The following is a 23,309-nucleotide window of genomic DNA, read 5'->3' as shown; positions in this document are numbered from 1 at the left end:
CTTTGATCGGGCCAGGGGCGGCGAACTCAGGTGACCGTACTCAATTAGCAGAGACCTGCGAATGGCCAAGAATACCGCAGCGAGAATTGTGAGCCGGCAAGTTTCCGCACGCGGCATCCGTACGCACTATCTCGAAGGCGGAGAGGGGCCGACCTTAATTCTGCTGCACAGTGGCGAGTTTGGCGGCTGCGCCGAAATCACCTGGCAATTCAATCTGGACGCGCTCAGCCGTAACTTCCATGTCATCGCGCCCGATTTTCTCGGTTATGGCAGAACAGAGAAGCTGTTCTCTTTCGAGGACATGTGGGCCAAGCGGGTACGCCATATCGCCGATTTCCTGCTGGCCATTGGTGTTCAAAATGGACATTTCATCGGCAATTCGATGGGCGGAACCATGTTGCTGGCGGTGGCTGCCATGCCTGAGTGCCCCTGGCCGATCGACCGTATGGCGGTGGTTTCAGGCGGTGGAAAAATTCCCAACAACGATGCCCGCGAATTCATGAACGGCTATGACTGCAGCCTCGCCTATATGCGTGGGATGGTGCAACGTCTGCTCGTCAATAAGGCCTATCATTCCGACGAGGCTTATATCGAGCGCCGCTACCGGGCGTCACTGATACCTGGCGCCTGGGAGTGCACCGCCGCTGCCCGCTTCAAGTCTCCTGGCCGCGTGGCCTCTGAGTTCAGGACTGAACCGGACTATAGTCAAATACCGTTCCGGACGCTGATTGTCGCCGGGGCGCAGGACAATCTGCGTGAGCCGAACTATGCCGACGCTTTTGTCGGGCAGATACCGAATGCCGAGCTTTTCACAATGCAAAACGCCGGGCATTTTGCCCAGATCGACGATCCAGTCACTTTTAACGCGAAAGTACAGCAATTTCTGTCGACATGAACGCTCCCGAAGATAGACAGCAAGGGCTGTAGCACAGAGGCGATCGTGGCGGCCGAAGTGTCGACCCTTCCGAATCTCGAGGTCGAGCGGCTTTGGCCACTGCAGACACGGGTCACCGCCTGTTCACGGCAGCGTCGGTCTCGTGCTCCGGGGTAATGTATCTCAATTATCGATAGATGACATCGGACAATATTGCCTGTTTTATGAATATGGCGATCCATATCTGAGTTGTGACATGGAGGCGGCAGTCAAGCAGCCTCCTGAAATAAGCAACATCAAATAGGAGTTATTGCAATGTTCAAGATCGCTTTCACTGCCGCCGCCCTTCTTGTTGGCACGAGTACCGCTTTCGCCGGCAGCGATCATTATGGCTCTGCTGACGCCAACTACGGCTCTACCAACGCCGTCCATGGATTTGCCAACGCCACGATCGACAACAGTTACACCGCCTCGATTGGTCAGGAACAGGGCGTGGACAAAGACATCACTGGCCCGCGCGTGACAGCCTTGATCAATCAAATACAGGGCGTGGACCAAGGTATCACGGCCGCGAGCAAGAAGAACAAGATCGAGCCAGCCGTGGCGCAGGGCCTGCATGCGCGGGCCGCTCACATCAACCAGGCCGCCAAAAGGACGGCTGCGGCGGGACATGGCACAATACCGACTCCGCAATATCAGGAGCTGCTGCATCAGCTCGATGATCTGAGCCAGAAGCTCCGGGCTGAAACCGGCAGCGCCTTCTTGATCGGCAACGGCGCCGATGGCGGCTACTATCCAAACGGCTACGGCCCGAATGGCTGAAAATCATCCCGAGGAAGGGGCGCCCTGAATACCATTCAAGGCGTCCCTTTTTTCACCGGTGCCATCGCGAAACCGAATTCCAAGGCGATGCTCAAGGCCGCCTTTGCAAGCCGCTGCGACAGTCCCCGTCCTCATGCCGAGATAAGATCGCGTTGCATATGTTTGTCGTCAACGAGCTGAATTGCGCTGCTCGCCGGGTTGAGAGTTGCCGCACCAGGTATTGCGATGAGTTCGGCGTTCTTGACTCTGTGCTGTCGTGATCATTGATGGCCCGATGACTTGCCATCTCGTTTCAGCACATCTCTCGCACCCTCCAGCCAGCGGGTCCGGCAGGTCGCCACTGCCAGAAATACAGGAGAATTTGGAGACCAATTCACTGCGCTTGTCGCCGCGCCGGTCCGCATCGACCAGTCCTCTGACAACAGGGCGATCAGTCGCCTCTTTCGGGGTTCATCTCGCTTCCCGTTGCGCCAGACGCAGCCGAGGGTGTCAGGACCGGCGGCGTCGTGTTCGAGGTTCGCCGCCGCTTTGTGCCCTGGGGCGATGAGATGGCATGCCTGCTCCGAACGCCGCGATCCAGAGAACGCCATCTAACGTCGTCGCGGTCCGACAGACCGTCGAAATTGCGACGGGGACCGATCGGAACGACACGGCTAGGATTGAGCCATGGATGGCTCTGGTAATAGTGACCCCTAATATGGTCAAAATCGACCGTCGGACGGACCGCGGGAAGCTGGTAGAGAAAACGGCTGTAGTCCCACAATGCCGGATACTCGACTAAAGCGCGCAGATTGCATTTGAAGTGGTGATGATAGACGAGATCAAACCGAATGAGCGTCGTAAAGAGCCTGATGTCGGCTTCAGTCAGTTGATCACCAACTACAAAGCGCCGTTCTTCAAGCCGGCCCTCCAACCAGTCCAAGGTGCTGAAGACATCGCTGACGGCGGCTTCATAGGCTTCCTGCGTCGTGGCGAAGCCTGCACGATAGACCCCATTGTTCAGCTTGCTATAGACGCGTTCATTGACGACGTCGATTTCGGCGCGATGTTGAAGAGGATAAAAATCTCCCTCCGCAGCGCCAACTCCGTCAAAGGCACTGTTAAACATCCGCATGATGTCCGAAGACTCGTTCGAGACAATCTGGCGAGTCTTCTTATCCCATAAGACCGGCACTGTTACACGCGAGGTACATTCAGGATCGGCAAGCGTATAGAGATCGCGCAGCATGTCGACCCTGTTAACAGTGTCGGGAACGACTCTCGGGCCTGGCGCGAACGTCCAGCCATCCTCGCCCATGAACCAATGCACCACCGAGAGGCCAACCAGGTCGGTGAGCCCCTTTAAGTTGCGCATGATGATGGTCCGATGCGCCCAAGGACAGGCGAGGGACACATAGAGATGGTAGCGCCTGGGCTCCGGCTGGAAAGGGCTTGAGTCATAATCGGCAATCCAATTGCGGAAGACAGATGGCGGGCGCCGCAACGCCCCATCCGCAAGCACACGCTCTATGCCACTTCGATGCCAGACTCCCGCTATCAGTTCACCCACCGACAGCCTCCTTCTGACTCAATGCCGATTTAACGGCCGGCGCGACCTCCAAGCCGAGCAATTCTATGGAACGCTGCATTGCCTCGGTCTCCAGCATCGCCGAACTCATCTGAAAGGTGATGCGAGACAGGCCGCCAAGGGCCTCTTGCGCGCTGAGGATCTTGTCCCGCACCGTGCTCGGAGCGCCGATCAGGAACGCACCGGCAGGGCTGCACATAGCTTCGAATTGCGCTCGGGTCGCCGCTGACCAGCCACGCTCACGGCCGATCTCGGTGAACATGTAGGACCAACCCGGGTAGAAGGCGTCTTTTGCCGCTGCGTCTGTGTCGCCAATGAAGCCGATGGCATGAACGCCTACGATCAATGAATCAGGCGCGTGCCCCGCTCGGCGGCCCGCCTCGCGATAGAGATCAACAAGCGGACGGAACCGGCGGAAGTCGCCACCTATAATGGCAATCATAAGCGGCAGCCCCAGAACGCCGGCGCGTACGAAAGACTGCGGGGTCCCGCCGACCCCAAGCCAAATCGGTATCTTTTTCTGCTGCGGCCTTGGAAAAACACCCTGGCCGGTGAGGGGCGCGCGAAAGCGGCCTCGCCAGGTCACGTGAGTTTCGTCGCGCAGTTTCAGGAGCAGATCGAGCTTTTCTGCAAACAGCGCGTCATAGTCCTCCATGGCGAACCCAAACAAAGGATAGGCTTCCGCGAATGAACCACGTCCGACCACGATCTCGGCGCGGCCTCTGGCGATAAGATCAACCGTCGCGAACTCCTGGAAAATGCGAACCGGATCGGCTGCGCTGAGGACGCTGACAGCGCTGGTCAGCCGGATGTGCTTGGTGCGGGCCGCCGCAGCCGCGAGGATAACGGCTGGCGCGGAATCGAGGAACTCCTTTCGGTGGTGCTCGCCAATGCCGAACACATCGAGTCCGACCCGATCCGCAGTTTCAACTTCTGCCAGCAGTTTCTCCATTCGATCAACCGGCGGCAGAGTCCTGCCAGTTGCGGGATCTGGGATGGTTGCAGCGAAGCTGTCGATGCCAATCTCAATCATGCCGGCCGCTCACGTTGCGAGCGTCTCGATTTGTTGCTTTGCCGGCGCGACAGCGGCGGCCTGGACATCATCGCCATGATCAAGTCAGTTTCTGCCGTAGCGCCGCCGATCCAATCCACCATTACAAAAATATACCACCTGAGGCTTCGATCCGCTGGCCATTGACCCACTGCCCGCTGTCCGACACCAATGCAGCTATCAGCGGTCCAATGTCCTCCGGCTTTCCGACACGGCCAAGCGCGGTTTGATCCGAAATCAGCTTGTTCAAGCCAGCATTGTCGCGGACGACACCGCCGCCAAAGTCGGTCTCGATCGCGCCCGGTGCGACAGCATTGACAGCGATCCCGCGTGAGCCAAGCTCTTTGGCGAGATAGCGAGTGAAGACGTCAATACCGCCTTTCATCGCCGCGTAGGCCGAATATCCTGGAAACGAAAAGCGCGTCAGGCCAGTCGAAAGATTTACGATGCGACCACCGTCGGCGAGGTGTGGCACCATAGCTTGCGTGAGGAAGAAGACGCCTTTCAAATGAATGTTCATCATTTGATCGAACATTTCTTCCGTCGTATCGACGAATGGTGCTGTAAGCCCATAACCAGCATTGTTGATCAAGATGTCGAGCTTATCTCGTTCCCAAGTCTTGTTCAGGGTTGCACGAAGTTTGGTGACGAAGGACGGGAATGTGGAGAGATCTGCTGCATCTAGCTGAAGCGCATTCGCCTTTCGGCCCAGACCTTCGATCTCGTGTACGACCTCAAGGGCGCCGTTCTTCTGGCTGTTGTACGTGAGGATCACGTCGGTGCCGCTTCGCGCGATAGCAAGCGCGGTGCTGCGGCCGAGGCCGCGGCTCCCGCCCGTTATCAAGGCAATTTTGCTGTTGCCAGCGGTCATTTCTCTTCTCCTTGTCTGCGTCACCACACGGCCATTCCGCCATCGACCTTGATATCGATGCCGGTCACGAATGAACTTTCGTCGGATGCGAGGAACAGCGCGGCATTGGCGACTTCCTCGGGCCTGCCAAGGCGGCCAAGAAGGGTCTTGCCGAGCATGTAATCGGCCCATTCCTTGTCCTTGAGCTGTTCGCGCGTTTGATTGGTCTCGATCACGCCTGGTGAGATCGAATTGGCACGGATGCCGTGCTCCCGCCCCTCCATCGCCAAGTGCCTCGTCATGCCGACGATACCCATTTTGGCAGTTGCATGAGCAAGGCCGCCCAGCAGCCGGAAGGTGCGCCACCCCGTCAGGGACGCAGTGTTTACGATTGTGCCATGGCTCTCTTTCAGGTGTGGCCACGCCGCTTGCGTAAGGAAGAAGACCAGGTCGACTTCGTCGCGGCTGTTGCGACGCCACTCGTCTTCAGTGATGTCTTCAATCCAATTGAAATGAGCTATCGCCGCGTTGTTGAAGAGCACGTCGATCCGCCCTTGCTGGCGAATCGCAAAATCGACCAGTTCCCTGCAGCCGGCCACTGTTGTCAGATCAACGGGGTGGAGGGAGATCATCTGCCCGCCGGCAGCCTGCACGATTTCCAGAGTGTCCTGAGCGGCGGCCGCATTTGCGTCGCAGCCGACAACCAGCGCGCCCTCTTGGGCGAAACGCACCGCCGCCGCACGTCCAATGCTGCCGCCGGTACCGGTGATCACAGAGACTTTGTTACGCAGTCGCATCCTTGGAACCTTTGGGTGCTTCCAGTTTGCCGGTGGACGGCCAGTCTGCCCAACCGCCACTTATCGACAATATGGTCATGTGTCAGTGACATGACCTCACAACGCGTGATAGCCAACATATTTCGATGCTGTCCATCGGCTGGACCGATGGAGACTTTTGCAGCCTCCCCGGGTGCTAGCCGATCTTGTAGAGCCCGCCGTCGACCAGCAACGCTTGACCGGTGATAAAACCCTGATCTTTGCGAGCCGATAGATCGACCGATCTGTTCACCCCATCCGCCGGCGCTCGCCGGCAGGCACACAAAGTGCCCTCAATTTCTCTTGAAGGGGTGGTGTGTAAATGGCACGATTGCATTAACAGAAATAGCCGCCATATGTCGATGGAACCTATCGGACAGACCGATTGGAGGAACAGAAATGCTGGAAGCTGTATCACTTGATCAATTGCGGATCTTCGTGGCCGCTGCAGATGAAGGTAGCTTCTCGGCGGGCGCCCGACGCGTCAGAAGAACCCAATCGGCCGTTAGCGGGGCGGTGGCGAGCCTCGAGGCTCAGCTCGGTGTCGGCTTGTTTGATCGCGCAAACCGATACCCGAAGCTGACAAAAGCCGGCGTTACCCTTCTTGCGGACGCTCGGGCGGTCATTTCCGGGGTCGATGCCATGAGAGCACGAGCGAAAGGCATGGCGGCGGGACTCGAAGCCGAGTTGACGGCTGTGGTCGACGTTTTCCTTCCCATCTCGGAGATTGCCGAAGCCGCGCGAGCGTTTCGTATCCAGTTTCCGGCCACCCCATTGCGTCTGTATGTCGAAGCATTGGGGGGTGCAGTCCAACCGGTTATAGACGGTCGGGCGAGCTTCGGTATCGTCGGTTCCCTGCCGCTTCTCCCGGCTGGACTAGTCAGGGAGCGCGTAACGGAAGTCACCTTTATGATGGTTGCCGCCGCCAATCACCCGCTTGCCTCGTATCGGGGTATGATCCCAGCAGAAGAGCTGGCACGACATATCCAACTCGTTCTGACGGATCGGTCCAATCTCTCGGAAGGTCGCGAATTCGGAGTGATGTCATCCTCAACATGGCGTTTGGCAGATCTCTTCGCGAAGCACACCTTCATTGTCGGTGGCCTGGGGTGGGGCGGCATGCCTGTTCACACGGTGGCAAAGGACATTGCCGAAGGCCGACTTGTTGAGCTTTCAGTCCAAGATGTGCCCGCCGGGGGACTGGCGCTGCCGATGTTTGCCATTTATCGGGAAGCTGAGCCCCCTGGGCCCGCAGGCCGATGGATGATCGAGCAGTTAAAGCGATCCGGACGAGCGCATGAGGGTCATGTTGACGTCAATGAAAATATGTAATAATGGCACTGACACACATTCAGGATGACAACTATGCCAACGAGCACACGCTTTGTCGTCGCGGTTCACACCCTCGCTGCCCTCGCAGTTGGCGATGGCAATCCGATGCGGTCTGAAGACCTGGCCTATTCTGTCAACACCAGTCCGGTCGTAATCCGAGGTTTGCTATCGCGCCTTAATGATGCGGGTTTGACCCGTTCACAGCTCGGCGCCGGCGGTGGTGCGTTGCTGGCGAAGCCAGCGAAAAAGATAAGGCTGTTCGACGTCTATGAGGCCATGGAGGACACAGAGTTGTTTTCTCTGCACAGGACGCCGCCTTGTGAGAAATGTGCAGTGGGTGGCAACATCCTGGAAGCGCTTCAGCCAACTTTGATGCGCGCACGCAAGGCGCTGGAAGGCGAACTGGCAAAAGTCACGATCGCTGACATCGCCTCCGAGGTGGCGCGCCTCGGCAAGTTCAGTATTCCGCTCACCTGGTGAGAGCCTTTCTCGCATAAATGTAATTCCTAACCGGCACACATATAACACCTCCAGCCAGCGCAGGGGCCGTATGGAACGATCGTCTCGGTCCACACCACCGGCCCCGGCGCGGCGGCGGGCGACGACATCCTCTCGTCATGCCGACATAGCTGCGTTGCCGCAGCCGTTGAGCTGTTGGTGGTTGTCGGCATCGGCGCGATCGCGGCCGATTCCAGGTTGGCAGCGAAACGCGCATCCAGATGGCTGAACCTCGCAGCGCCCCCCAACAACGCCTCTCGACGTTGCTGCAGTAAGCCTCCTGCCTGTATGGTCGCCGCGTATGTTGATATGGCCCGCAGCGCTTCCCAAGCGGCTGTTTGCCGGGAGCGCCTGCCTGGCAACTCCGTCAAATTGAAGCCAACCGCTGAGCCAACACAAGCATCAGTTCCGTCGGTGCGCGCATGCCCAGAAAAACGAGGCGAAAGTTTGAAGGACCGGGCGCACGCTCGGCCTGCCGCCAGTTGGTACGCCGCAGCTCGTGACTCGGAGGTCTGATGGCGATAATTGTGGAAAATGATGTGACCGAACAGTCATATCGTCAAAATTATGACGTTTTGCATTGACTATTCGGGCATTCCTCTGACAGGATATAGGCGCCAGTCCAACGACTCGAGCCAAACGAGGGGAGGGCCGGCGCTCGAAAGCGAAACGAGGGAGCGGCGGTCTCGGCCGGGCCTAAAAAGGCTGCCCCTAGGTTTCGGTATGTTTCGAGCTATGACAGTAGATTTTACAAAGTAGATTTTACAAAGCATACCGAAGAAACACGAGGTTGATGGTACAAAATCTCTGTATTCAAAGGATAATTCTGTCGACCCACCTATACACAAATATATCGCTCTTGAGTGAGCGCGCCAACAGCTGGGAGACTTTGGGATGAGCACTGCAACTGACGAGGACGTAAAGGTCCTTCATTCAATGGGCTACGCGCAGGAATTGGCGCGTCGAATGGGCGGATTCTCTAACTTTGCCATTTCCTTTTCGATCATCTGCATTCTGGCTGGCGGCATCACCTCCTTCCCTTTGGCGCTCGGCACCGGGCTCGGTTTCGAAGCCTTTGTTGGCTGGTTGGTGGGCGGCCTGTTCGCCCTCGTGGTCGCCGCCTGCCTCGGCCAGATAGGCTCAGCCTATCCGACCGCCGGCGGTCTTTATCACTGGTCCTCGACCCTCGGCGGTCGCGGCTGGGGATGGGCTACGGCGTGGATCAACCTTCTCGGCCTGATTTTCGTGGTTGCCTCAGTCAATGTCGGCGTCTGGCTGCTCTTCCGCGATCTCGTCATGGGAGGCGTTTTTCATGTTGATGTGACCAGCCTCACCGTACAGTCACTCGATCCGCTGCCGGCCGGCATGTCCGTCGATCAGGCCAATGCCATCAATTCGCATGCGATTTGGGCGCAGATCGTGGCTGTGTCGCTGATCACGGTCTCGCAGGCTCTGATCAATCATTTCGGCATCAAGCTGACCACGATGCTCACGGATTTCTCGGGCTATATGATCTTTGTGATCGCGATCGTACTCACCGGCACGTTCCTGATATGGGGGGCGACCTGGGATGTCTCGCGCCTTTTTACCTTCGTCAACACGACGGGTGATCTTGGTGGCGGCTATGTGCCAGCGGCTCGGCCGGCGATCATCGCCTTCCTGGTAGGCCTTCTCTACCCGCTTTACACCATCACCGGGTTCGATGCGTCGGCCCATACTGCCGAGGAGACGCAGAATGCGCGCGTGGCCGTTCCACGCGGTATGCTGCACTCCGTGTTCTGGTCGCTGGTGTTTGGCCTAGCCATGGCGGCATCCTTCGTGATGGCCAGCCCGGATCTGGCCGCGACGGCCAAGGACGGTGGGAGCGCCTGGTTCAATCTCTTCAACAATCTTCCGGCGCCAGTCGTGCTGAAGGATGTTCTGGCAATTGGCATCGTCGCCGCCAACTTTGTCTGCGCGCTGGCGGGTCTGACCTCGACGTCGCGCATGATCTACGCCTTCGCGCGTGACGGCGGCCTGCCCGGTTCGAGCCTCTGGAAAAGCGTAAGCCCAACATGGCGCACGCCGGTTGCTGCCATCTGGCTTGGAGCTGTCCTGTCGGTCGCCGCAACCCTCTACTCTCCGGCCTTTGCTGCGCTGGCTGCCGGCTGCGCACTGTTCCTCTATGTGTCCTATGCCATGCCGATCGCTGCTGGTCTGTTTGCCGAGGGCAAGACGTGGACAGAATTCGGGCCATTCCGCCTTGGCTTCTGGTCGAAGCCACTGGCCTGCATCTCACTATTGGGTGTTCTTGTGCTGATGTATGCCGGCATTCAACCGCCCTTCGATATCCTGATCAACTACGCGATCGGTGCAATCGTGTTGATGCTGGCATTGTGGTTTGGCATTGAACGCCGCCGCTTCAAGGGCCCGCCGGTCGGCGCCGATATCGCCAAACGCGCCAGTGAAATCGCCAGTGCTGAAAAGGCCGTCGGCCAAAGCGTCTGAGAGTAAAGTTCGCTGGCCCCGGCTTTGCTTCCCGGGGCCAGTTCCGTTTTAAGCAGGATTTATCGCGGGGGCTCTCCGAGCGGAAACATGCGGAGTCGAGGTCCGATCGGCGCGGTCACCAAACGCGTCTAGCTGGAAGGCATAATCTGACAGGGGGCCTATTCCTTGGAGATGTGTGGAAGCTGGGCAAGCAGAGGTCTCCTCGCATGCGCGCAGGGCCTCCCAAGGCTGCGCGGCGCTGCCTATGGAGGCACCTCCACTGCAGTGGCTGGGCTGGGTTTTGAATGACGCTCGGCTTGCCTTCGCAGGCTGTCAGCGAGGACCGGAAAGAAATGCATACTTCCTCCGACCAGAAACACTCTATTTCCAACCTCAAGGCCAACGGAGCGCTGTGGCGCGACAAATGGGGCATACCCCATATCAAGGCCGACACCGAGTGGGATGCCTTTCTTCTGCTTGGGTACGCCCACGCACAAGATCGGCTTTGGCAGATGGACATGCTGAGACGGCGAGCTGTCGGCCGCTGGTCAGAATGGGGTGGTGCAGCGGGCATCGAGGCAGACAAACTTGCCCGGCGCCTGGGTGGGCGGCGCGCAGCTGAGCGCGACTACGCCGCATTAACCGATGAGGCGCGCTCGATGCTCGATGCCTATGCAGCTGGTGTCAACGCATTCATCGACAGGGGGGAATTTCCCAGAGAATACTCTCTGCTTGGCGAGGCACCTGAGGCGTGGCAGCCGTGGAATTCGATAGCAGCAATGCGGCAAATCGGATTCTTGATGGGATCATTCTGGTTGAAGCTGTTTAGAGCAATGGCATTGCCTGCCGTTGGGCCTGAGAATATCGGAAAGCTCCGTTATGACGACGGAGGGATCGACTTGTTATGCATTCCTCCTGGCGCGGAATACGGTCGAGCAGTCGGGCCAACGCTGTCGAAACTGAGGCCGGCGATCGAAGCATTGCTTGCGTCGCAAGCAGCCGACCTTACCGGTGGCGGCAGTAACAACTGGGTCATTTCCGGCAATCTGTCGTCTACCGGCCGGCCCATCCTTATGGGGGATCCGCATCGTGAACTCGAGGTTCCGTCGATGTACGCCCAGGCGCATGTCGCTTGCGGTACGTTTGATGCGGTTGGATTGACAGTCCCGGGAGTTCCAGGATTTCCGCATGTGGCGCACAACGAAAACGTTGCGTGGTGCGTTACCCACGCATTCATGGATATCCATGATCTCTTCGTTGAGCGCTTCCGTGACGATGGAGCCGCTGCTCTATTTAAGGGCCAGTGGGAACCGACAGCACGGTGGCAAGAAACAATCAGAGTTCGAAATGCGGGCGACGTTTCGGTCGATATCGTGGTGACGCGCCACGGCCCTGTCATCGCGGGAAATCCCGGCGATGGTTCGGCACTTGCAATCCAAACAGTCCAGTTTGCCGAGACCGACACGTCTTTTGACTGTTTGCCACGGATGCTTAAGTCCCAAAGCGTCCGTGAGCTTTATCAAGCGATAGAAGGCTGGGGCATCATCGACCACAATCTGGTCGCTGCGGACGTGGATGGGCACATTGGCCATCGGGTTCGTGCCAAAGTCCCAATTCGACCAAGGGAGAACGGCTGGTTGCCTGTCCCCGGTTGGACCGGGGAATATGAATGGGGGGGCATGATCCCTCATGAAGAGATGCCCGAATGTGTCGATCCGCTTAACGGGCTTGTTGTGACGGCCAACAATCGTGTCGTAGCGGACGACAAAGGGCATTACTTCTGCACAGATTGCCACCCACCCTATCGCGCGCGACGAATATCAGAACTTCTCAGCGCAATGGACAGGCCATCGATTGATACAATGTCGCCAATCTACATGGACGTCCTGAGTGCTCCTGCACTTCTATTCAAGGAACAACTGCGCAATCACGCCGGAAAAACTGAAAAGGCCAACAAGCTTCTGGCATTGCTGATGGGCTGGGATGGGCATATGGCGGCAGGCTCCAAAGCCGCCACTGTTTACGCCAGGCTCAGGGTTGCCGTTGCGCTGGTTGTCGGTCAACGCAGCGGTCTCGTTGACGGAGCCGCTTCGCTATACTCGAGCCTTCTCAGTAAGGATGCCCTGGTAAAGCATCTATGGTGGACTGTACCTTCCTTGCTGCGAGCTCAAGACGAGGACTTGCTCGGCGGCTTAACGTGGTCGCAGGTCTTCGACGAGGCGCTCGCGATGTTGGAGGCGGTTGCGGATGACGAGCCTTGGTCGCATCTGCACGCGCCAAGCCTGAAGCATCCGCTTGCGTCGGTCTTCCCGGAGGCATCTCACGAATTGAACATGTCTTGCGGTCCAATCGGCGGTGACAACGACACCGTGTTCGCGACAGGCTTCAGCGCCGGTGAGGATTTCAGCACCAAATACTCAGCGCTTGCTCGTACAAATTTTGATGTTGGAGCCTGGAAGAACTGCAGTTGGATCGTCTTCCAGGGGGCCTCCGGCGTGCCTCTCAGCCGGCACCGTGGTGATCAAAACCAGTTGTGGGCAGAAGGAAAGGCGATCCCGATGCTTTATGATTGGGATGACATCGCAGCGTCTTCAGTCTTGACGCAGTTCCAGCCAGCGAACTCACCGTAAGCCGGAACGCATTCGTCGCGTTCCACGATACGAGCCCCTTCGCATCCCGTCGCCAACGGACGAAGGTATCACACTCGGTCATTCGGCATTGAAAAAATTGGCTGATTCTGACGATCCAGTCATAACTTTTCCCGAAATGACCGAGATTGGCAAAAATATGTTGACCGATCGGGCATCTTCGTTCACGCTAGCCTATGGCAGTTGAACGCTCAAAACTCAGGGGTAACGAAATGAAAAGAGGATTCATCGCTTCCGCAGCTATTGCTGTGCCAATGATAGCCGCTTTGGGTTCTGCGGTGATGGCCGCGGGGACCGAGCCGTCGGTCATCTCAGAAGCCAAGGCCTACGTGGAGAAAGTCTCGGCGATGCCTGGCGCTTGGCCGGGTCCCAAAACATCCCCGACCGTAGCCAAGGGAAAATCCGTAACGATCATTTCGTGTGCTCAGGCGTCAAACTGCAGCGTCGACGCACAGTCTGCCTACGAAGCTGCATTGGAACTCGGCTGGACGCCAACGATCGTCGACGGCAAGGGCGATCCAAGCCTTTACAATGCCGCTCTTCGCTCCGCCACCAACGCAAAGGCCGATGGGATTATCGACATTTCTCTTCCTTCGGCCCTCATTCAGGATGGTTTGCGCTACGCCACGCAGCACAAGATTCCGGTCATCAACGCCGCAGACATTATCTCCAAGGATCCGCTTATCTTCGGAAGCGTCGAGCATCAATGGACCGATCAGGGCGTCATGCTCGGAAAGTGGATCATTGCCGATAGCGATGGCAAAGCCGGCGTGATCATCCTTCGGGATGATGAGTTTCCCGGAGTCAAGGAGCGTCAGGACAATGTTTCCAAGGTGCTCGCGACATGTGGAGGCTGCAAGGTCTTGGACGAGGTCGGCCTGACGATCCAGCAGGCGACGAATCCATCTGTGATGCAGCAGCAGGTCCAGAGCCTGCTTGCCCGCTTTGGAAAGGACGCAACCTACATCGTCGCTCCCTTCGGGACGGTTGATGGTCTTGTGGTGCCGGCACTTCGCGCTGCGGGCAGGAGTGAAGTCAAAGTTGTCGGCTATGATGGAAACAAACAGCAGATGCAGCTCTGCCAACAAGGGAAAGTGAATGCCATCGCCGTGACGATGCTTGCTTGGACCGGTTGGGGAGCGGTCGATCAGCTCAACCGCGCGTTCAACGGCGAAAAGGCGGCTCCGCAGGCCGTGCCAGCCTTCCTTATGACCAAGCAAACATGCACCGGCTCGGGCATGGCGGAAGATGTCTCGACATTCGATTACAAAGCCGAATATCGCAAACTATGGGGAATTGCCAAGTAAAGCGAGGACGGGACAATGAGCAGGACGATTGAAGAGAGGCCGTTACTTGTAGCTCGGAATGTTACCAAGACATTCGGTGCGACCGTTGCGCTAAAGGAATTTGACCTGACTGTGAAGCCTGGCCAAATTCACGCTCTGATCGGCGAGAATGGCGCAGGGAAGTCGACTTTCATCAAAGTCCTGGCCGGCATCAACAAGCCGGACGAGGGGACGATCGAAATTGTCAAATCCAGTCGTGATCACCCGGCAATCGTCTTCATTCATCAAGATCTTGGACTCGTGCCTGAACTGAGCGCAGCTGAAAATATCATCCTGGGTCACGAATATCCCAGGATGGCCGGCTTGATTGACTGGAAGGCGGTCTACAAGACCGCTCGCGAAAGCCTGGCGATGGTGGGAGCCGACTTCGACCCCGCAACGCCGGTAACGGAACTCGCTGTAGCCGACCGTGCTCTTGTTGCCATAGCGAGAGCCCTCAGACTCGATGCCCGCATCCTCGTGCTCGACGAGCCTACGGCAACGCTTCCGGGCAACGACGTGGAAAAGCTGTTCGCCGTCCTCAAGCGGTTGAAATCTGCTGGCATGGGAATGATTTATGTCAGCCATCGGCTGCGTGAGGTGCTCACAATTGCAGACGAGGTCACGGTTGTTCGAGACGGCAGGCGAAGCTTTCATGGTCCTGTCGCAGGTCTGACCGAAACCAACCTGATCGAACATATGATCGGCGCCGAAGCCGTCCAAAGGCATGTGCGCCAGCCGGGAAAATCCGACAGCGATGAAGACATTGTGCTGACGTGTCGGCACCTTTCGGCAAGCAATCTCAGTGATATCGCGATTGAGGTTCGCCGAGGCGAAATCGTGGGTTGCGTGGGTCTTCGGGGCGCTGGTCAGGATGTTTTGGGGCGAGCGCTGTCAGGCATTACACCCTTCACCGGGGACGTTTCCCTCGACGGAAAGACCTACAAGCCACGCAACGTGGATGACGCCCTCAGAAAGGGCGTGTCATTTATTACCGGGGACCGCGATACGGCGATCGTTCGCACTATGACAGTTCAGGAGAACCTGTTTTTACACCCCACGCGAACGTCGCTTTCATCCTGGCTTAGAAACCGCACCGAGGAACGCAAGCGCGCCGAGCAGGCGGTCCGCGACTATGATGTAAGGCCTCGGTCGCCTCACAAGGCTATCGGCGAGTTGTCCGGCGGGAACGCTCAAAAAGTGGTGTTTGCACGTGGCTTGGAAAGTTCCCCCAAGCTTGTCGTCCTCGACGATCCGACCGCTGGCGTCGACATGCCAACACGATACGCACTTTACGATCTCATGCGGGATCACGCGCGCAAAGGCATAAGTTTCATTGTGGCATCGTCCGACCACGACGAAGTGGCCGCAGTCTGCGATCGTGTGTACGTCTTCCGAGCAGGAAGGATTGCGCAGATTCTTGATGACCACCCGCTTGATGCAGAACAAATCGCGACACTGGCGCAGCAGGAGGCAGCATGAACTCGATAGCCACCAAATCTCCACAGTCGAAAAGACTTGCGCTTGGTCAGCTCGTTGATACGGCAGTCAGCAACTACGGCTTGGTGCTGGTTGTCCTGCTGATGATAGGCGTTTTCGCGATCTTGAAGCCGGACACCTACTTCACCGTCGACAACCTGCTGTCCATAGCGACGTCGCAGGCCATTGTCGCGCTGCTTGCGCTTTCTATCCTAGGTGTTCTGATCGTCGGTGAATTCGATCTGTCTTTCGCCAGCATTCTCGGATTGTGCCAAGTCATGGTCATCGGTTTGATGGCGAACAGCTCGTGGAGCTGGCCAACTGCCTGCGTTGCGGTTGTGGCTTTAGGCCTGGCAGCTGGTCTCATCAACGCTTTCCTGGTCGTGCGAATGCAAGTGAGCTCGTTCGTTGCCACCATGGGCCTCTCCACGGTCGTGGGAGGCTTGGCCGTCGGCTACTCTGGCGGCATGGTTGTCACGGGCGCGCTTCCGGACGCGTTCTATAATCTCGCTCAAATCAGCCCGCTCGGCATTCCAATGCCGATTTGGTATGTCGTGATCGTCGCAATATTGCTCTACACGCTGTTTGAATTTACCAGCACCGGCCGGCACATGCGTGCCGTCGGAGGCAACAGAGCTGCAGCGCGGCTTGCCGGCATCAGTATTTCCCGTGCGCTGACGGTTGCCTTCGTCATCGCCGGAGTCTTGGCTGGGCTCGGCGCGATCGTCAGCGGCAGCCTACTCGGCTCTGGGCAGCCTCTTGCCGCGGCCGGGTATCTTTTGCCGGCCTACGCTGGTGCCTTCCTCGGCGCCACGACCATCACGCCAGGCCGTTTCAATGTTTGGGGAACACTGGTTGGTGTCTACCTGCTTGGGGCCGGCGTCAGTGGGCTTCAACAGCTTGGGTTCGCGCCCTGGGTTCAGGATCTCTTCAACGGCGCGATGCTGCTTCTTGCCGTGGCGTTCTCCGGTTATCTGACCCGCGTGCGTGGTGGACGCAAATAGCACCGCCAAGGAACTGGCTTCGCAAACCTCCGGTCGGAAGCCTCTAAAGGGTTTTTCCAAACCATGAGCAATTCAAAACGAGATGGGAGCACGCGCCATGGCCCCGCATAAGAATGTAACGATTGCCCTCACATTCGATTTTGACGCTTATTCAACATGGATAGGGACGTTCGGGGCGACATCGCCGAGCATGCTTTCACGCGGCGAATTCGGTCCGGTCGGCGTTCGTCGTATCCAAGCTTTGCTGAAACGGTACGACGCCAAAGGGACTTTTTTCACGCCTGGCCACACTGCCCTTGCCTTTCCTGACCACGTCCGCGAACTCGTCGACAACGGCCACGAGATTGGCCATCACGGCTGGGTTCACGAAAATCCGATCACCCTGGCGCCCGACGAGGAACGCGCCGTCTTGGAGCGTGGACTCGAAGCGCTTGATAAAATTGCTGGTGTTCGGCCGGTTGGGTATCGATCACCTGCCTGGGACAACAGCCCGTCGACGATACCGCTGCTATTGGAAATGGGATTCGAATACGAAAGCAGCATGATGGGTGCAGATTTCACGCCATACTGGTGTCGGATCGGTGATGAATGGTCGACCACGGAAGAGTATCGCTTCGGGAAACCCGTCGATCTGGTCGAGGTACCCGTTGCCTGGCATCTCGATGATTGGCCCTATTTTGAATTTGTTGTCACTCCCATGGGGACGACCACTGGTCTGCGCAACCCTAATGATCCTCTCACTGTGTGGAAGGAAGAATTCGACTATCTCTATCAGAACATCGGCGCCGGCCTCTTGACGATAACCATGCATCCGCAGGTTATCGGTAGAGGGTATCGTATGCTGATGCTCGAGCGTTTCCTTGAACATGTCGTGAAGCACGAAGGTGTATCCTTCTCGACCTGCGACGCCTATACCCGACAATGGAGAAAGGGTAAGACGCCGAGCCTTCCCGATGGCGCCGGACCGGCCCGTTCAAGGGCGTGGGATTCAACACTTTGACGACGCGGGTCTCGGGCAAAGTCGCCCTTGTCACCGGCGCGTTCGGTGGCATTGGAAAAGCCTCGGCGGAGCTTCTCGCACGAGAAGGCGCGACGGTTATTGGCCTTGACATCAAGTCGAACGGGCCCGACTTCGCCGTGCCTGGCATTGACTATCGTCCGTTCGATGTTCGCTCGGACAGCCAATGGAAGGCAATTGCCCGGGCGATCCAACAGACCCACGGACGATTGGATATTTTTGTCGCAGCCGCCGGGATAACGGCCTACGAGGCCTATCACGAGGTTACCGATTCCGTCTGGGACGAGGTCATAGAGGTCAATCAAAACGGGTTGATGCGCGCCTTTCGCGCCCTGGTCCCGGTGATGAAGACCGGTGGCGGCGGCAGCATTGTCACGATCTCATCGATCTTTGGACTAGGAGCTGTCGCCGGCATTGCGGCCTATCACGCAAGCAAGGGCGCGGTCACGATGATGTCGCGAAACGCCGCGATGACCTACGCGAAGGACAAGATTCGGGTCAACTCGATCCATCCCGGCCTTATCGACACCCCTATGGCAAGGGCTAGAGACGGCGAGGGACAGGCGCAGACAGTTTCGCTCACACCACTGGGCCGCATTGGTCTGCCTGAAGAGGTGGCAAACGCTGTGCTTTTCCTGGCGAGCGATGAAGCAAGTTACATCACCGGCGTCCAACTGCCCGTCGACGGAGGCTATCTTGGTCAATGACACGCCAGGACGCGTCGCGGTTGTGACTGGCGGCGCCTCCGGTCTCGGTGCCGCAATTGCGGCGAGCCTTTCGAACGATGGTTTTCATCTTGTCGTGGCCGATCTGAACGAGCCGACAGGGAGATCGTTAGCCGAAAGTCTACCGAGCGCTTCATTTGTGAAGATGGATGTGAGCAGTAACGAAGATTGGCTTGCATTGGCGCATGTTCTCGATGAGCAATTTCAGGGTCTAGACGTCCTCGTGAACAACGCAGCCATCTACCGGCCAAAAGCCATCGCCGATGAAACGTCTGAAGGATTTGGCGAGATATTTCGGGTCAACCAACTCTCGGTCCTGCTTGGGATCCAAACGGCGATCCCCCTGATGCGAAGGAAGGGCGGGGGTTCGATCATCAATGTTTCCTCCACGGGCGGATTAACGGGTTATCCTGGCACCATCGCCTACGCGTCGACAAAATGGGCTGTCCGGGGGATGACCAAAGTTGCGGCGAGAGAGCTTGCGGAATTGGGAATTCGGGTAAACTCTATTCACCCAGGCCTCTGCGATACGCCAATGGCGAACGAAAACTCGGAGGAGTTCCTGGAAAGCCTGCGCGCCTCAATTCCGCTTGGCCGTCTGGGCAAGCCGAAGGAAGTTGCCAGCAGCGTGTCATTTTTGGCTTCGCCCGCGAGCGCTTATATCAGCGGGGCTGAATTGGCGGTCGACGGCGCGGCTACGGCTTGATTTGCGCCTCTCCTGGTAGGAAAAGCGGCGTTATCCGCGGCTGGCTGCATGGCTCTAGAGCGCGGGAAATTCCGAACCTTGCGGTCATCATCAACATAACTCGAATGGTCGTGAGCCTCGCAGGTATATCATCTCCAGGAGCGGATTATCGTTGGATCCAGTCACGGAAACGTCCTGCGGATCTCCTTGCCGATCGAACGGATGCCGGCATACTGGATGCAGCACGGAAAATGGGAGTGACGATGCCGGAATTGTCGAAATGGGCTGCAAGAATTGGCGCTGTTTTCTACATCTTGTGGGGTATTTTTCACTTGATGGCAGCCCAAGCCGTCAATGGGCTCGCGGGGCAGGCGGACGGAATGATCCGAGCTCGCCTTCAGCAGGACGCGTTTTATCTTCTGGCCTTTGCTCTGGCGGCCATCGTGATCGCGGTTTTGCTGAACTGGCGCAATGATCGTCGAGGTTATTGGCTTAACGCGGTTCTTCTGGCTGTTGCCGATATCCCATTCGTCATTTTCGTGCTGATGCCGGGATTAATCCCACCGTGGCCGGGCCTCGCGGGTCCTCTGCTTTGGGTGATCGCATTTGTCCTGACAACAATTGCTCAGCTTGGTATCGGTAAAAAGCACCCGGCATGAAGCCCGACGTCATCCTCCGGTTGGATGGGCATGCAAAACGCCAGAATGTGGTTGAATCCCATTGTGCGGTCCTTGCGGCCCTATCGCTAAAATCCGGCGACTGGATTCTGTTTGCGGTAGGTGAAGACCAAGACAGCTGCCAGCACGCCAAGGACGACGGCAGGGGGGGCCGAGCCGAGCCCGAGGACAAAGGTGTGCGCCACCAGCGCGCCGATCATTGTGCACAGCAGAAGGCCCGCGCCGATAAACTGCGTACCGTTCACCCAGAGAAGCACCACGCCGATGATTTCAATCGATCCGGTCAGATACCGGAACCACTGGCCAAGGCCGATGGCACCAAATATCTGAACCATCATATCGACGCCGGCTAGCTTGGCGATTCCCGCCGCAGCAAAAGCCAGCGTGAGCACGACCTTGATTGCGGTCAATCCGTATTGCTTCGTTTTCGGCGACATGGTCTTCACCCTTCAATCATCAACAGCGCTCAGCGATCTGTATTGTCTCAAAGTTATACCGACCTCATTTCACGACAAGTCGCTAAAATTCTGCCGATATGTTCTAATTTTTAGAACATCTGATCGCCTATTTTCGGAGGTGCGATTCTGTGAGCCGATGACCTATTCGCGCCCGTTTTCAGTCGCTGGGCACTTGGCCCTCGGATGCGACCGCGCGGATCCGCTCGCGGCGAAAATGTCGGCAAGAACGATTGATCTACGATGACTTCTTGGCGGGGGCTTCTTCGCTTCTGGACGCTCAGAACCGACGGTTCCAAGCATTTGATAAGGGAAAAAAACAGGCAGCGAGGAGCCTAAAAGGAGAGCGGATTGGGACAGGTCGAAGATCTCCGATTGTTTGTGCTTGTGGTCGAGAACAGCAGCATCTCGAAGGCTGCGGATAAGCTTCGGATCGCTAAGTCGGCGGTCAGTCGGCGGCTCAACTTGCTAGAAGAACGATACGGTACGCGACTGATTGATCGCGCGCCGGGGGTTTGGGCCCTCACCGAGACGGGGCGGGAGCTCTTCCAGCGTGCGGTTCGTATCGTTGGGGATGTCGAAGAAATAGACGGCGACTTCGCAAATGCGCCACGCAATCTTGCCGGACCCTTGTCTGTCTCCGTTCCCCGTGAATTTGGCCTTGCATTCCTCAATCCGACCCTGATTGCCTTTAAGCAAAGGCATCCCGAAATCAAACTCACGATCGATTTCGACGATCGCAAAGTCGACCTGGCTCGAGAAAACTATGATTTTGCAATCCGTATCGCATCGGGCAAAGAAATAGACGCGTCGGCGACAAAGATTGGCAGGATGCAGCATCTGCTTGTCGGAAGTAGCGAATATCTCGAAGTAAACTCAGAACCGACATCCCTTGAGGATTTGCGACAGCACAAGCTGCTGTACTTCGGCAATGCGCGGCGGGCCTCTTGGGATTTCATCACTGAGAATGGAAAACCGATCATATTCGAGTGTCAACCCTTCCTGAATTCAAACAGCGGCGTTTTCCTGTTGGAGGCCGTCCGCAAAGGTATGGGTATCGGCCGGCTTCCCGATTTTGTAGCGGCCGGCGCTCTGTCGACCGGTGACCTTGTAACCGTTCTCCCGGATCTCGGCGTGCCGGAATGGGGGATTTTTCTGGTACACGCGGAAGACCGCCGGCTTAATCTCAGGATGCGGCTCTTTGCCGAGGAAATCGGAAAGGCGCTGGGCGAGGGGACGCTGTGATCGTTGCGTAACGCAGCGGAACAACCTTGCATGTTCGCTTCCACGATGGTCCTGGGGTTCTCGGACGTGATCAACGACCGTGTATCGGCGAAGGTGATATGTTGTATCGAATGATAGAGGCTATCACGATGCACGCTCGATGCTATTTTATAGACATTGGAAATATCAATTTGGATTGACAATTTACGCTCTCGCGCTCTGGTCCCCAACAGAGGAAGAAAGTGCATGGGGTCGGCGCATCCCGCTATGGAAAAATGCCGATCCTGGAACCTCCGATAGCGCCCCTCGCGGTCGGAGGTTCCTTTCCCTCCCCTGGTAACAGCCGATGGCAGTGGCCTCCGACGGGGATGGCTGAACTCGCCGCGCCAGGCGCGCTGTTCAACTGCAGCTAGTAGGGGGGACACCGTCCTGTGGCTGACCTCGGTCATATCAACACCTCTCGAGCCCATTTGATTGCGTTTCGGTGAAGCGTGACGAGGAATGGCCGTGCGCAGGACGCCCTCTAATTGACTGGTGTGTGGACCGCCTGTTTCTATCTTCTTCGGGCCCGTAGCTCTACGCCGCCAGATCCGTGGTTTGGTTTGGGAAACGACTTTAAAGCGGCGGGACGATCCCACCGCTTTAAAGTTCTCCAGAAAGTTCTCTCATTGGTGGTGCCGAACAAATCGCGGTCGCTGCCCCGGATCAACGCTTCTGGGCATTGCGTCCGGATTCTTGATTGGGACGCTGTATGATCTGTCAACCAAAGCGGCGTTGGCCGAGCCGTATGAACGGTCCGCGCCTGTAAACGCGGCGTTGCTGGCAACAAGAAGCGCAGTGGTGGCAGTGGTAGTGGAAGCGACCGCGGTCGCCTTACGGACTTTTGATCTGGGGTTAGCTCCCGTCTAGTTAAACGAGGCGCCTCAACGGCCCCAAATGCGCTGGCCGGATTCGCGGACACCGTTGGAGTTGTGGTCAACGCCGGTCGCGGGCGCGCGAACGGAGGCCGTGGAAGTGCTGTCGACGTGACCTCCGTGGGAATTGCTTGAGCCATAGTTGTCGCTGCCGGCAAAGGCACTGCCAGTGACAACCAGGATGGCGGCGGCGGTAAGAGCGATTTTGGTCATTTTAAATACTCCTGATATCGAAGGTTGTGGCTCAGAAACGGTTCCTCGGCCGCTTCGTGTTTACTTCCACTTTCCATATGGTTCCTGCCAATGCATCTAGGAAGACAATATTTTCTGATTTGATTTATCGAAAAACGCGATGGTTATTGGCCATTCACCATGCAACGCGGAGACAGGCGTTCCCGTCCAAAGCAGCGGGCCGAACAGAAACGGGCGAGATTTGGGCGTGCGACGTCGCTTCCAAAAGTTCACGCAACAAATGCATTTTTTGCTGATCTCACGCCGGCAAAAGACGGGTTCGGGTCTGAGCGTTAGCTGAGTTGCGCCAGCGCGCTTTCCAAGAAGGGCTGAATCGGCTGCCCGTCGCGTACGTTTTGTGGCCAGGACGGGTTTGCGATCAGCGCGCGTCCGACCGCAACGAAATCGAAGTCACCGCGCGCCATCATCTCAAAGAGTAGAGGAAGATTGTCGGCAGCCTCACTGCCCGAGCCTCCGCGGCTATCAATGACATCGCGCTTGAGCGTCACCGAACCGACAGTGATAGCTGGTTTACCCGAAAGCTTTTGGGCCCAGCCCGCGAGGTTAAGCTCCGTTCCGAACCCCCCCTCCCAGAACACTCGCTCCCACCCCTGGACAGCAACCAACCACGACCCCACCACCTGCACAA

At 57.5% G+C, this 23,309-nt stretch carries 20 protein-coding genes and 1 pseudogene; 14 read left to right on the top strand and 7 right to left on the bottom strand.

Annotated elements, in window-relative coordinates:
- Positions 1 to 61 precede the first annotated feature (61 nt).
- Together B5V02_RS09045 and B5V02_RS09040 are read left to right on the top strand one after the other, a co-directional pair.
- Positions 62 to 895, top strand: a complete 834-nt coding sequence (locus B5V02_RS09045) for an alpha/beta fold hydrolase (RefSeq protein WP_111543893.1) — start codon at positions 62 to 64, stop codon at positions 893 to 895.
- A gap of 294 nt (positions 896 to 1,189) precedes the next feature.
- The gene (locus B5V02_RS09040) at positions 1,190 to 1,696 is read left to right on the top strand and encodes a hypothetical protein (RefSeq protein WP_111543892.1); all 507 of its coding nucleotides are present in this window, start codon (positions 1,190 to 1,192) and stop codon (positions 1,694 to 1,696) included.
- A 430-nt stretch (positions 1,697 to 2,126) separates the two neighbouring features.
- On the opposite strand, the gene B5V02_RS09035 is transcribed toward B5V02_RS09040, so the two are convergent.
- From B5V02_RS09035 to B5V02_RS09020, 4 genes are all read right to left on the bottom strand, one after another.
- Entirely contained in the window at positions 2,127 to 3,245 is a 1,119-nt protein-coding gene (locus B5V02_RS09035) for a glutathione S-transferase family protein (RefSeq protein WP_111543891.1), read from the bottom strand.
- The gene (locus B5V02_RS09030) at positions 3,238 to 4,293 is read right to left on the bottom strand and encodes an Atu2307/SP_0267 family LLM class monooxygenase (RefSeq protein WP_111543976.1); all 1,056 of its coding nucleotides are present in this window, start codon (positions 4,291 to 4,293) and stop codon (positions 3,238 to 3,240) included. Before B5V02_RS09030 ends, B5V02_RS09035 begins: the two co-directional genes overlap by 8 nt.
- Positions 4,294 to 4,417: 124 nt before the next feature.
- Positions 4,418 to 5,185 carry an SDR family NAD(P)-dependent oxidoreductase gene (locus B5V02_RS09025; RefSeq protein WP_111543890.1) on the bottom strand — a complete coding sequence of 256 codons (768 nt, stop codon included), beginning with the start codon at positions 5,183 to 5,185 and terminating at the stop codon, positions 4,418 to 4,420.
- 20 nt (positions 5,186 to 5,205) lie between these two features.
- Positions 5,206 to 5,961: an SDR family NAD(P)-dependent oxidoreductase gene (locus B5V02_RS09020; RefSeq protein WP_111543889.1), complete on the bottom strand. Its 756-nt coding sequence runs from the start codon at positions 5,959 to 5,961 to the stop codon at positions 5,206 to 5,208.
- Positions 5,962 to 6,378: 417 nt separating this feature from the next.
- Here B5V02_RS09020 and B5V02_RS09015 point away from each other — a divergent pair, with 417 nt between their 5' ends.
- From B5V02_RS09015 to B5V02_RS08965, 11 genes are all read left to right on the top strand, one after another.
- The gene (locus tag B5V02_RS09015) at positions 6,379 to 7,311 is read left to right on the top strand and encodes a LysR family transcriptional regulator (RefSeq protein WP_111543888.1); all 933 of its coding nucleotides are present in this window, start codon (positions 6,379 to 6,381) and stop codon (positions 7,309 to 7,311) included.
- 33 nt (positions 7,312 to 7,344) lie between these two features.
- On the top strand, positions 7,345 to 7,791 hold the full coding sequence (locus B5V02_RS09010; RefSeq protein WP_111543887.1) for an Rrf2 family transcriptional regulator: 447 nt from the start codon (positions 7,345 to 7,347) through the stop codon (positions 7,789 to 7,791).
- Between the two features lie 912 nt (positions 7,792 to 8,703).
- Entirely contained in the window at positions 8,704 to 10,296 is a 1,593-nt protein-coding gene (locus tag B5V02_RS09005) for an amino acid permease (RefSeq protein WP_111543886.1), read from the top strand.
- 284 nt (positions 10,297 to 10,580) lie between these two features.
- Positions 10,581 to 12,905, top strand: a complete 2,325-nt coding sequence (locus tag B5V02_RS09000) for a penicillin acylase family protein (protein ID WP_111543885.1) — start codon at positions 10,581 to 10,583, stop codon at positions 12,903 to 12,905.
- Between the two features lie 230 nt (positions 12,906 to 13,135).
- The gene (locus B5V02_RS08995; RefSeq protein ID WP_167458433.1) at positions 13,136 to 14,230 is read left to right on the top strand and encodes a substrate-binding domain-containing protein; all 1,095 of its coding nucleotides are present in this window, start codon (positions 13,136 to 13,138) and stop codon (positions 14,228 to 14,230) included.
- 15 nt (positions 14,231 to 14,245) lie between these two features.
- On the top strand, positions 14,246 to 15,730 hold the full coding sequence (locus tag B5V02_RS08990; RefSeq protein ID WP_111543883.1) for a sugar ABC transporter ATP-binding protein: 1,485 nt from the start codon (positions 14,246 to 14,248) through the stop codon (positions 15,728 to 15,730).
- Complete coding sequence (locus B5V02_RS08985) at positions 15,727 to 16,731, top strand: ABC transporter permease (RefSeq protein WP_111543882.1); 1,005 nt, start codon at positions 15,727 to 15,729, stop codon at positions 16,729 to 16,731. Before B5V02_RS08990 ends, B5V02_RS08985 begins: the two co-directional genes overlap by 4 nt.
- Positions 16,732 to 16,828: 97 nt before the next feature.
- On the top strand, positions 16,829 to 17,731 hold the full coding sequence (locus B5V02_RS08980; protein WP_111543975.1) for a polysaccharide deacetylase family protein: 903 nt from the start codon (positions 16,829 to 16,831) through the stop codon (positions 17,729 to 17,731).
- On the top strand, positions 17,728 to 18,456 hold the full coding sequence (locus B5V02_RS08975; protein ID WP_111543881.1) for an SDR family NAD(P)-dependent oxidoreductase: 729 nt from the start codon (positions 17,728 to 17,730) through the stop codon (positions 18,454 to 18,456). Before B5V02_RS08980 ends, B5V02_RS08975 begins: the two co-directional genes overlap by 4 nt.
- Entirely contained in the window at positions 18,446 to 19,180 is a 735-nt protein-coding gene (locus B5V02_RS08970; protein ID WP_167458432.1) for an SDR family NAD(P)-dependent oxidoreductase, read from the top strand. Before B5V02_RS08975 ends, B5V02_RS08970 begins: the two co-directional genes overlap by 11 nt.
- 242 nt (positions 19,181 to 19,422) lie before the next feature.
- On the top strand, positions 19,423 to 19,818 hold the full coding sequence (locus B5V02_RS08965) for a hypothetical protein (RefSeq protein ID WP_146606033.1): 396 nt from the start codon (positions 19,423 to 19,425) through the stop codon (positions 19,816 to 19,818).
- Positions 19,819 to 19,904: 86 nt separating this feature from the next.
- Here the strand turns inward: B5V02_RS08965 and B5V02_RS08960 are convergent, their stop codons facing one another.
- The gene (locus B5V02_RS08960) at positions 19,905 to 20,273 is read right to left on the bottom strand and encodes a DoxX family protein (RefSeq protein WP_111543878.1); all 369 of its coding nucleotides are present in this window, start codon (positions 20,271 to 20,273) and stop codon (positions 19,905 to 19,907) included.
- A 369-nt stretch (positions 20,274 to 20,642) separates the two neighbouring features.
- Here B5V02_RS08960 and B5V02_RS08955 point away from each other — a divergent pair, with 369 nt between their 5' ends.
- Complete coding sequence (locus tag B5V02_RS08955; RefSeq protein ID WP_111543877.1) at positions 20,643 to 21,536, top strand: LysR family transcriptional regulator; 894 nt, start codon at positions 20,643 to 20,645, stop codon at positions 21,534 to 21,536.
- A gap of 902 nt (positions 21,537 to 22,438) precedes the next feature.
- On the opposite strand, the gene B5V02_RS08950 is transcribed toward B5V02_RS08955, so the two are convergent.
- Complete coding sequence (locus tag B5V02_RS08950; RefSeq protein WP_111543876.1) at positions 22,439 to 22,642, bottom strand: DUF680 domain-containing protein; 204 nt, start codon at positions 22,640 to 22,642, stop codon at positions 22,439 to 22,441.
- 311 nt (positions 22,643 to 22,953) lie between these two features.
- Positions 22,954 to 23,309: pseudogene (locus B5V02_RS40500) on the bottom strand (hypothetical protein); the annotation flags it as partial.

This window comes from Mesorhizobium kowhaii (assembly GCF_003253745.1).
In the GTDB taxonomy this organism is placed as follows: Bacteria; Pseudomonadota; Alphaproteobacteria; order Rhizobiales; family Rhizobiaceae; genus Mesorhizobium; species Mesorhizobium kowhaii.
Note: the sequence above shows the minus strand (reverse complement) of the source record. Positions and strands in the feature narration are given on the sequence as shown.

Excerpts from the sequence above, each read along its gene's own strand:
- B5V02_RS09045 (WP_111543893.1), top strand. The coding sequence starts at position 62 with ATGGCCAAGAATACCGCAGCGAGAATTGTGAGCCGGCAAGTTTCCGCA.
- B5V02_RS09040 (WP_111543892.1), top strand. The coding sequence starts at position 1,190 with ATGTTCAAGATCGCTTTCACTGCCGCCGCCCTTCTTGTTGGCACGAGT.
- B5V02_RS09025 (WP_111543890.1), bottom strand. The coding sequence starts at position 5,185 with ATGACCGCTGGCAACAGCAAAATTGCCTTGATAACGGGCGGGAGCCGC.
- B5V02_RS09020 (WP_111543889.1), bottom strand. The coding sequence starts at position 5,961 with ATGCGACTGCGTAACAAAGTCTCTGTGATCACCGGTACCGGCGGCAGC.
- B5V02_RS09015 (WP_111543888.1), top strand. The coding sequence starts at position 6,379 with ATGCTGGAAGCTGTATCACTTGATCAATTGCGGATCTTCGTGGCCGCT.
- B5V02_RS09010 (WP_111543887.1), top strand. The coding sequence starts at position 7,345 with ATGCCAACGAGCACACGCTTTGTCGTCGCGGTTCACACCCTCGCTGCC.
- B5V02_RS09005 (WP_111543886.1), top strand. The coding sequence starts at position 8,704 with ATGAGCACTGCAACTGACGAGGACGTAAAGGTCCTTCATTCAATGGGC.
- B5V02_RS09000 (WP_111543885.1), top strand. The coding sequence starts at position 10,581 with ATGACGCTCGGCTTGCCTTCGCAGGCTGTCAGCGAGGACCGGAAAGAA.
- B5V02_RS08995 (WP_167458433.1), top strand. The coding sequence starts at position 13,136 with ATGAAAAGAGGATTCATCGCTTCCGCAGCTATTGCTGTGCCAATGATA.
- B5V02_RS08990 (WP_111543883.1), top strand. The coding sequence starts at position 14,246 with ATGAGCAGGACGATTGAAGAGAGGCCGTTACTTGTAGCTCGGAATGTT.
- B5V02_RS08985 (WP_111543882.1), top strand. The coding sequence starts at position 15,727 with ATGAACTCGATAGCCACCAAATCTCCACAGTCGAAAAGACTTGCGCTT.
- B5V02_RS08980 (WP_111543975.1), top strand. The coding sequence starts at position 16,829 with ATGGCCCCGCATAAGAATGTAACGATTGCCCTCACATTCGATTTTGAC.
- B5V02_RS08965 (WP_146606033.1), top strand. The coding sequence starts at position 19,423 with ATGCCGGAATTGTCGAAATGGGCTGCAAGAATTGGCGCTGTTTTCTAC.
- B5V02_RS08960 (WP_111543878.1), bottom strand. The coding sequence starts at position 20,273 with ATGTCGCCGAAAACGAAGCAATACGGATTGACCGCAATCAAGGTCGTG.
- B5V02_RS08950 (WP_111543876.1), bottom strand. The coding sequence starts at position 22,642 with ATGACCAAAATCGCTCTTACCGCCGCCGCCATCCTGGTTGTCACTGGC.